This is a genomic window from Sphingomonas sp., from assembly GCF_031426035.1.
GTDB lineage: Bacteria > Pseudomonadota > Alphaproteobacteria > Sphingomonadales > Sphingomonadaceae > Sphingomicrobium.
In genome coordinates, this window is sequence record NZ_JANPKO010000131.1 from 1 (window position 1) to 7,789 (window position 7,789).

Sequence of the window (7,789 nt, forward strand, 5' to 3'; positions counted from 1 at the left end):
CGCGCATCCTCGTCGCGGAAGCAGGGCGCGATCTGGAAGTAACGGTCGAAACCGGCGACCATGATCAATTGCTTGAACATCTGCGGCGCCTGCGGGAGCGCGTAGAATTTGCCCGGATGGACCCGGCTGGGAACGAGGTAGTCGCGCGCGCCCTCGGGGCTCGAGGCGGTCAGGATCGGCGTCTGGAACTCGAAGAAGCCTTGCTCGATCATCCGCGCGCGGATCGAAGCGATGACCGCCGAGCGCAGCATGATGTTGGCATGGAGCCGCTCGCGGCGGAGATCGAGGTAGCGGTGCTTGAGGCGGATCTCTTCCGGATAGTCGGCCTCGCCGGCAACCGGCATCGGCAGCTCGGCGGCGGCCGACTGGACGGTGACCTCGTTGGCGATGACCTCGATGTCGCCGGTGGCGAGCTTTGAATTGACCGCCCCGCCCTCGCGCGCGACGACCTCGCCCGACACCGTGACGACCGATTCAACGCGCAGCGAATCGAGCGTTTTCAGGGCCTCGCTGCCGGCGCGGGCAACGATCTGGGTCAGCCCGTAATGGTCGCGCAGATCGACGAACAGCACCCCGCCATGGTCGCGCTTGCGGTGGATCCAGCCCGACAGGCGGACGGTCTCGCCGACATTGGCGCCACGCAAATCGGCGCAGCGGTGGGTGCGGTAGGCGTGCATTCCAGGTTGCTCTTTCGAAGCCCGTCATTCCCGCGAAGGCGGGAATCCCGCTCGTTTCCACCCGGCCGGGAAGGAGAAGCGGGATCCCCGCCTGCGCGGGGATGACGGCTGTTGGATATCGCCGCGCGCTTCCCCTTCCCCTCGCCCTTTGTCAACCCGCGGGGAGGCGTCTATGGCCCCCCGCAACACCATGCATATCCATCCCCTCATCAACACCACCGACGAGCTCGCCGCGTTTACCGCGCGCCTCGCCGAGCATCCGTTCGTCGCCGTCGACACCGAGTTCATGCGCGAGAACACCTATTGGCCCGAGCTGTGCCTGCTGCAGGTCGCGAGCATCGAGGAAGCGGCGGCGATCGACCCCCAGGCCGGGCTCGACCTGACCCCGATCCTCGACCTGATGGTCAAGAACAAGAACGTGCTGAAGGTGTTTCATGCCGGCGGCCAGGACCTCGAGATCATCCACAATCTGACCGGCCAGGTGCCGTCGCCTTTGTTCGACACCCAGATCGCGGCGATGGCGCTCGGCCACGGCGAGCAGGTCGGCTACTCCAACCTGATTGAGTCCTTGCTCGGGCACAGCCTCGACAAGGGCGCGCGCTTCACCGACTGGAGCCGCCGCCCGCTCGACAAGCGCCAGATCGACTATGCGATTGCCGACGTCACGCATCTGGCGACGATCTTCCCGCGGATGGTCGAGAAATTGCGCAAGAACGGACGCGGCGCGTGGCTCGACGAGGAGATGGAGCGGCTCGCCGACCCGTCGAGCTTTGCGTTCGCGCCCGAGGACGCTTGGAAGCGCCTCAAGCTGCCGAGCCGCAACCCGGCGGTGCTCGGGCGCCTGAAGGCGCTCGCCGCGTGGCGCGAGAGCGAGGCGCGGGGCAAGAATTTGCCGCGCGGGCGGATCATCAAGGACGATACGCTGGGCGAGCTGGCCAGCCATCCGCCCAAGACCCAGGACGATCTGGGCAAGGTGCGCGGGCTGTCGGCGGGGTGGCGCAACAACGACATCGGCGCGCGGATGATGGCGGCGCTGGCGACGGCCAAGCCGCTCGAGGGCGACGATCTGCCCGACCGCGAGCCGCGCCGTCCGGGGCTGACCAAGGACGGCGTGCTGGTCAGCGATTTGCTGAAATTGCTGCTCAAGATCCGCGCCAAGGAATCGGGGGTCGCGCCCAAACTGATCGCGCGCACCGACGAGCTCGAGGCGCTCGCCGCGGGGGTCCGCAGCGGGCTCAAGATCCTCGGCGGCTGGCGGTTCGAGGAATTCGGCCGCGATGCGCTCAACCTGGTCGAGGGACGGATTGGTTTCGCGATCGAGAACGGCAAATTGAAGATGAGCCGGATCGTCGACGCGCCGGTCGAAGAGACGGTTTAAAGTAGCCCACTTTCGTCCAGCGCGCGGCGGATCGTCGGCAGGCTGATGCGGGCGCGCTGGGACTTGGCGAAGCGGTCGACCGCTTCGACCGCGCGCTCGGCGGTCCAGTAATCGCGCTGCAACCGCGCGGTCATGAATTTCAGTCCCTCGCGCGGGATGTGCAGCCCGCGGTCGGCGAACAGCAATTCGATCAGCGCCGAAAACAGCGCATCGTCGGGCTGGCCGATGCGCGCGATCGGGGTCACCGCGAGGCGAGTGCGCAAATCGGGCAGGCGGATCGCCCACGCCGGGGGCAGCTGGTCGACGATCAGCACAATTGGCCGGCCGCTGTCTTGGGCCTGGTTCCAGGCGTGGAACAATTCTTCTTCGTCATGGCCCTCGGCGCCGTCGAACAGCCGCCCGCCGACGCGCTCGATGAAGGTCCGCGCGAGGAGGGTGCGGCCCGAGCGGCGCGGGCCGACCAGCAGGCTCGCCTTGACCGGCCACAAGCTCCACTGGCGGAAATGGTCGAACGCCTCGCGGTTGGCATCCGAGACCAGGAAGCGGGCGTCGCCTTCGCTCTGCGGCCAATCGAGCGGCAGCGCGATCTGGTCGATCCCGCTTTTCATTCGCCGCTCGCATTGGCTTGCGGTTCGGGCGCTGGGCTGGCAGGCGGCGGGGTTGCTTGCGGCGGCGGAGGAGGCGGCGGCAGCGGCGGCGGCGCCCCTGCCCCGCCCGCCATCCGCACGATCGTGCCGGCGGAATCGGTGGTCCAGCCGCGCGCCGCGAGCGCGGCGGCGAGCGCGCCGCCGCTGCCCTGGTACGACACCGTGACGTAGCTGGTGCCGGCGGGGTTGATGGCGACCGGGGTGACCTGCTTGATCCCGGCCAGCGTGCGCAGGTGCGCCATCGCGAAATTATAGGTGTTCACGTTGCTCGCCGCGATCTGCACCTGGTACAGATAGGCCTGCGGCTCGGTGGTCTGCGGCGCGTCGACCAGTTCCTCGGGCAGCGGCGGAGGCTCGGGGATGTCGAGCGTCGGGTCGCGGCGGAGGCGGCCGGCGGCGAGCGCCTCGGCGAACAAGGCGTCCATCCGCTGCACGCCCTCGCGCATCATCGCCGGGATGCCGGCGCTGTCGGCGGCGCGCAGGTCGAAGCCGCCGACGATCTGGTTGTCGGGGCCGTGGCGGGCGATGAAGCGCGCCTGCGCCGGGCCGCCGGGATACAGGCGATGGACCAGCACTTCGGCGGTGAGGATGTCGGCGGCACCGTAAAAATCGACGATGTTGCGCCACCAGCCGCGCCCCGGGCGGCGGGTCTGGGCGGCGTTGACCAGCACCGGGTCGATGCCCATCCCGCTGATGCGGACGTAGTCGAGCGGGCTCTGGTTGGTGCGGAACTCGGCCCACGCGCGCTGCCACGCGTTGCGCAGCTCGACCGTGGTGGCGGTGCCGCCGGTGACGGTGATCGGGATCAGCAGCATCGGCACCGAGCGGCGCACTTCGCCGCCGCCGACCCCGAGCAGGGCGCCGGCGCGGGCGCGGTCGAACAGGATGCCAAGGTCGGCGATGTAGCGGGTCGGGCCCAATTGCTCGCGCTCGACGATGATCGAGCTGACCAGCCCGTCGAGCGTCGAATCGGGCAAGTTCGGCGCTTCGCTTAGCGGGCGGCCGTTGGTCTTGGCCCACAGCGCCTTGAACCCTTCGCGCTGGGCGATCCGCCAGCCGGCGAAGCGCGCCGACTGCGCATCCTTGCCGCCGACATCGACATGGATGCCGGTAATCTCCAGCGTGCCCGAGCTATCGAGTGGCAGAATGCCGCGATCGCCCGTTTCGAGCTGCGCCAGCACGGCGCCGGACAGGACTAGCCCGACCAGTGCGACGAACAGGACAAGGAAATACGGGCGGCGAGCCATCGCTCGGGCTTTTGGCGACAATGGCGTGGAAATCCAAGCGGGTTGTGGCTAGGCGGGCGGCCAATGACCCAAAAGCCAATGACCTATGCCGATGCCGGCGTGTCGATCGCGGCGGGCAATGCGCTGGTCAAGGCGATCGGCCCGCATGCCCGCTCGACCGCGCGGCCCGGCGCCGACGCCGAATTGGGCGGGTTCGGCGGTTTGTTCGATCTGAAGGCGGCGGGGTACGACGACCCGCTGCTGGTTGCCGCGAATGACGGGGTCGGGACCAAGTTGAAGCTGGCGATCGAGCTCGGGCGCCACGACGGGGTCGGCATCGACCTCGTCGCGATGTGCGCCAACGACCTCATCGTGCAAGGCGCCGAGCCGTTGTTCTTCCTCGATTATTACGCGACCGGAAAGCTCGACAATGCGGTCGCGGTTGAGGTGGTGGCGTCGATCGCCGACGGCTGTCGCCAGGCCGGCTGCGCCTTGATCGGGGGCGAAACCGCGGAAATGCCGGGGATGTACGCCGAGGCCGACTACGACCTCGCCGGCTTTTGCGTCGGCGCGGTCGACCGCGACAAGGTGCTGACCGGGGCGGACATCGCGCCCGGCGACGTCATCCTCGGGCTCGCCAGCTCGGGCGTGCACAGCAACGGTTTTTCGTTGGTGCGGCAAATTATCGACGAGCGCGGGTGGGACCTCGCCGCCGACGATCTCGGCGAGCGGCTGCTGGCGCCGACGCGGATCTACGTCCGCGCGCTGCTGCCGCTGGTCCAGGCGCGGCGGATCAAGGGCCTCGCGCACATCACCGGGGGCGGCCTGCTGGAGAACATTCCGCGGGTGTTGCCCGACGGCTGCCACGCCCGGGTCGATGCCGGCGCGTGGGAATTGCCGTCGCTGTTCGCGCAGTTGCAGGACGGCGGCTCGGTGGCGGCGGAAGAGATGGCGCGGACGTTCAACTGCGGGATCGGGATGGTGGCGATCGTCGATGCGGATGACGCCGAGGAGGTCGCCGCCAAGCTGACCCGCGCCGGGGAGACGGTGCACAGCATCGGCCGCATCGAAGCGGGGCCGCGCGGCTGCACGGTGTCCGGCCTCGCGGAGAGCTGGGATTCGCCCGCCGCGTGGAGCGCGACGCACAACCATGGCTGACCGGCATGGCTGAGCGGGCGCGGGTCGCGGTGCTGATTTCGGGCCGCGGGTCGAACATGGCGGCGCTGATCTACGCCGCGCGCGCCGCCGACTGCCCGTTCGAGGTGGCGCTGGTGACCGGCGATCGGCCCGATGCGCCGGGGCTCGCGCTGGCGGAGGCGGAGGGCATTGAGGTCGAGCGCATCGCCTACGACAAAAGCACGTTCTTCCAAACGCTTGAAAGTTTACTTTCAGACAAGACCATAGAAATAATCGCGCTTGCCGGGTTCATGCGATTGATCCCGCCCGCGTTCATCGCGCGGTGGGCGGGGCGGATCGTCAACATCCACCCCTCGCTGCTCCCCCGCCACAAAGGGCTGCGTACGCACGAAGCGGTGCTCGCCGCGGGCGAACGGGTGACCGGGGCCAGCGTCCATCTGGTCAGCGAGGAGGTCGATTCGGGCGAACTGCTCGGCCAGGTCGAGGTCGCGGTGCTGCCCGGCGACACCGCCGAGACGCTCGCCGAGCGGGTGCTGATCGCCGAGCACCAGCTGTATCCGCGCGTGCTCGCCCAGTTCGTCGGCCGCGAGCGCGACCCCGCCTGGATCGAGGCGCGGGTCGGCGCGCTGGCGCTGGCGCTGCCCGAGACCAGCTTCAAGACCAGCCACGGCGCCCCCGCGTGGCGGGTTGGGAGCGAGAGCAGCGGAAAGCTGTTCGCGATTCTGTTCAACCGCCACCACGGCGAGGACAGCGTCGGGGTGCTGGTCAAGGCCAGCGGGCAGGACGAGATGGCACAACTGATCGACGCCGAGCCGGAGATCTACTTCCGCCCCGCCTATTACGGCCCGTCGGACTGGATCGGCATCCGCCTCGACCGCTCAAACGTCGATTGGGACCATGTCGCCGAATGGCTGGCGCGAAGCTGGCGCGCCTGTGCCCCGCCGCGCCTGACCAAATTGCTGCGCGCGGCGGAGGAGTTTTAGTTTTGCCGGAGATTGCTAACCAATGAGCGAGACCCCTGACGAGCGCCGGCGGCGGCTGCGCTGGCTGACCCTCGGCGAATTGCTCGCGGTCGCCGCGGTGGCGATTTCCGCGCTCGGCCTGTGGAACGGCTGGCGCAACGGACGCGACGAGCCGCAGCCCAAAACGGTGGTCGTCCAGAAGAGCCAGGCGATTCCGCTCAAGCTGCGCGGCTCGGCCGAAGACGATGGCCGCGTCCTCAAGATCACGCCGGTCGAGGCCGGACACGCCCTCGATTCGCTGGTCTTAAAACTTGCGGCACCGGGCCAGGCGATCGACGTCGGCAGCGATGGCGAGCTTGCCGCCGACGACGTCGAGGCGGCGCTCGGCGACGAAACGCGCAAGGGCAAGGGCGATGCGCGCCTGCCGGTGACGATCACCGCCCGCTACGTCGAGGCCGGCGCCGACCGCACCGCGACCGGCCGCTATGTGCTAGCCTATCGCTGGCAAAGCGGCGGCCTGCTGGGCGGGCGCTCGCTGCGCCTGACCCGCCTGTCGCGCGGCTAGCCGACGATCTCGTCGTCCGTGAAGAAGTAAGCGATTTCGATCGCGGCGTTCTCGTCCGAGTCCGAGCCGTGAACCGAATTGGCCTCGATCGATTCGGCGAGCTCCTTGCGGATCGTGCCGGCGTCGGCGTTCTCGGGATTGGTCGCGCCCATGATGTCGCGGTTGCGCTGAACGGCATTGTCGCCCTCGAGCACCTGGACCACCACCGGCCCCGAGGTCATGAAGCTGCACAGATCGTTGAAGAACGGCCGCTCGCGATGGACCGCGTAAAAGCCCTCGGCCTGGTCGCGGGTCATGCGGATGCGCTTGGAAGCGACGACGCGCAGGCCGGCCTCCTCGAGCATCTTGGTCACCGCTCCGGTCAGGTTGCGGCGGGTGGCGTCGGGCTTGATGATCGAAAAGGTGCGCGTCGCGGCCATGGCGTCACGGTCTCCTGTGGTGTGCGGGCGAGTGATTGGCGGCAGCGCCTAGCGGGGCGTGGGCGCGGCGGCAAGGGTCAGGCGGTCGCGGTCAGGCCTTCTGCTGCCATTTCCCGTCGTCGTCCTGCGCCCAGTAGCGGCGTTCGACCTCGTCGCGCCCGGCCAGCAGCTTCCACGCCAGCCGCGCGCCCTCGAGCGAGGCGGCGTCGAACAGATAAAAAGCGCGGTCGTAGCTGAGCGCCGCCTCGCGCCATTCACCGTCGGCAATCAGCAGGTTGCGCGCGAGGTTGGGCGCGTCGGGTGTGGCCGAAAGCAGGATCGGCTGGCGCGCATCGTCGGCGCCGCCGGCGAGGCCATGCGGCAGGAAGCTGGTCGCGCCCTGGTCCCACAGCACGCGGTCGAGGCGGGCCAGCCCGGCGTCGTCGGCGGCGACGATCAGCAGGCGCTGGTCGGCCGCCAGCAAGCGTTGGGCGATGCTGACGATCACCTGCTCGGCCGGAGCCCCGCCGAGCTGGTAGAAATCGACCTGCACCGGTGCTCAGCCCTCCGCGGTGGCTTCGACGAAGCGGTCGAGCAGGCGCACGCCGTAGCCGGTTGCGCCGGCGTCGAAGGTGGTGCCGGCCTTGTCCGCCCACACCATCCCGGCGATGTCGAGATGGGCCCAGCGGACGCCCTCGTCGACGAAGCGGTGGATGAACTCCGCGGCGGTGATCGAGCCGCCCTCGCGCGGGCCGACATTCTTCATGTCGGCGATCGGCGAATCGATCAGCCGGTCGAA

Annotated in this window: 9 protein-coding genes and 1 pseudogene; 4 read left to right on the forward strand and 6 right to left on the reverse strand. The window is 69.0% G+C overall.

All coding sequences use genetic code 11. From position 1 onward, the window contains the following. The coding region (locus tag RMP08_RS09530; RefSeq protein WP_310468762.1) for an amino acid--tRNA ligase-related protein at window positions 1-677 on the reverse strand (677 nt) is incomplete at its 3' end. Between the two features lie 190 nt (window positions 678-867). Between RMP08_RS09530 and rnd the strand changes: the two genes are divergently transcribed. Then, the gene (rnd, locus tag RMP08_RS09535; RefSeq protein WP_310468770.1) at window positions 868-2,055 is read left to right on the forward strand and encodes a ribonuclease D; all 1,188 of its coding nucleotides are present in this window, start codon (window positions 868-870) and stop codon (window positions 2,053-2,055) included. On the opposite strand, the gene RMP08_RS09540 is transcribed toward rnd, so the two are convergent. Together RMP08_RS09540 and RMP08_RS09545 are read right to left on the reverse strand one after the other, a co-directional pair. Then, window positions 2,052-2,663 (reverse strand): DnaA ATPase domain-containing protein, encoded by a 612-nt coding sequence (locus RMP08_RS09540; protein WP_310468763.1) that lies wholly within the window; start codon window positions 2,661-2,663, stop codon window positions 2,052-2,054. The genes rnd and RMP08_RS09540 overlap by 4 nt on opposite strands. Then, window positions 2,660-3,949, reverse strand: coding sequence for a heavy-metal-associated domain-containing protein (locus RMP08_RS09545; protein ID WP_310468764.1), 1,290 nt, complete (start codon window positions 3,947-3,949; stop codon window positions 2,660-2,662). The genes RMP08_RS09540 and RMP08_RS09545 overlap by 4 nt, the downstream gene beginning before the upstream one ends. A gap of 63 nt (window positions 3,950-4,012) precedes the next feature. On the opposite strand from RMP08_RS09545, the gene purM reads away from it, so the two are divergent. Genes purM through RMP08_RS09560 form a run of 3 tightly spaced genes read left to right on the forward strand, consistent with a single transcriptional unit; the run spans window position 4,013 to window position 6,592 of the window. Next, window positions 4,013-5,086: a phosphoribosylformylglycinamidine cyclo-ligase gene (gene purM, locus RMP08_RS09550; protein WP_310468765.1), complete on the forward strand. Its 1,074-nt coding sequence runs from the start codon at window positions 4,013-4,015 to the stop codon at window positions 5,084-5,086. 5 nt (window positions 5,087-5,091) lie between these two features. Further along, the gene (gene purN / locus RMP08_RS09555; protein WP_310468766.1) at window positions 5,092-6,048 is read left to right on the forward strand and encodes a phosphoribosylglycinamide formyltransferase; all 957 of its coding nucleotides are present in this window, start codon (window positions 5,092-5,094) and stop codon (window positions 6,046-6,048) included. A gap of 22 nt (window positions 6,049-6,070) precedes the next feature. After that, entirely contained in the window at window positions 6,071-6,592 is a 522-nt protein-coding gene (locus RMP08_RS09560; protein WP_310468767.1) for a hypothetical protein, read from the forward strand. Here RMP08_RS09560 and ndk read toward each other — a convergent pair. The 3 genes and pseudogenes from ndk to RMP08_RS09575 all read right to left on the reverse strand — a co-directional run. After that, window positions 6,589-7,011 carry a nucleoside-diphosphate kinase gene (gene ndk, locus RMP08_RS09565; RefSeq protein WP_310468768.1) on the reverse strand — a complete coding sequence of 141 codons (423 nt, stop codon included), beginning with the start codon at window positions 7,009-7,011 and terminating at the stop codon, window positions 6,589-6,591. The genes RMP08_RS09560 and ndk overlap by 4 nt on opposite strands. Before the next feature lie 91 nt (window positions 7,012-7,102). Beyond that, on the reverse strand, window positions 7,103-7,543 hold the full coding sequence (locus RMP08_RS09570; RefSeq protein ID WP_310468769.1) for a DNA polymerase III subunit chi: 441 nt from the start codon (window positions 7,541-7,543) through the stop codon (window positions 7,103-7,105). A gap of 6 nt (window positions 7,544-7,549) precedes the next feature. Beyond that, a pseudogene (locus RMP08_RS09575) lies at window positions 7,550-7,789 on the reverse strand (leucyl aminopeptidase); the annotation flags it as partial.

Excerpts from the sequence above, each read along its gene's own strand:
- RMP08_RS09545 (WP_310468764.1), bottom strand. The coding sequence starts at position 3,949 with ATGGCTCGCCGCCCGTATTTCCTTGTCCTGTTCGTCGCACTGGTCGGG.
- purM (WP_310468765.1), top strand. The coding sequence starts at position 4,013 with ATGACCCAAAAGCCAATGACCTATGCCGATGCCGGCGTGTCGATCGCG.
- RMP08_RS09560 (WP_310468767.1), top strand. The coding sequence starts at position 6,071 with ATGAGCGAGACCCCTGACGAGCGCCGGCGGCGGCTGCGCTGGCTGACC.
- purN (WP_310468766.1), top strand. The coding sequence starts at position 5,092 with ATGGCTGAGCGGGCGCGGGTCGCGGTGCTGATTTCGGGCCGCGGGTCG.
- ndk (WP_310468768.1), bottom strand. The coding sequence starts at position 7,011 with ATGGCCGCGACGCGCACCTTTTCGATCATCAAGCCCGACGCCACCCGC.
- RMP08_RS09540 (WP_310468763.1), bottom strand. The coding sequence starts at position 2,663 with ATGAAAAGCGGGATCGACCAGATCGCGCTGCCGCTCGATTGGCCGCAG.
- rnd (WP_310468770.1), top strand. The coding sequence starts at position 868 with ATGCATATCCATCCCCTCATCAACACCACCGACGAGCTCGCCGCGTTT.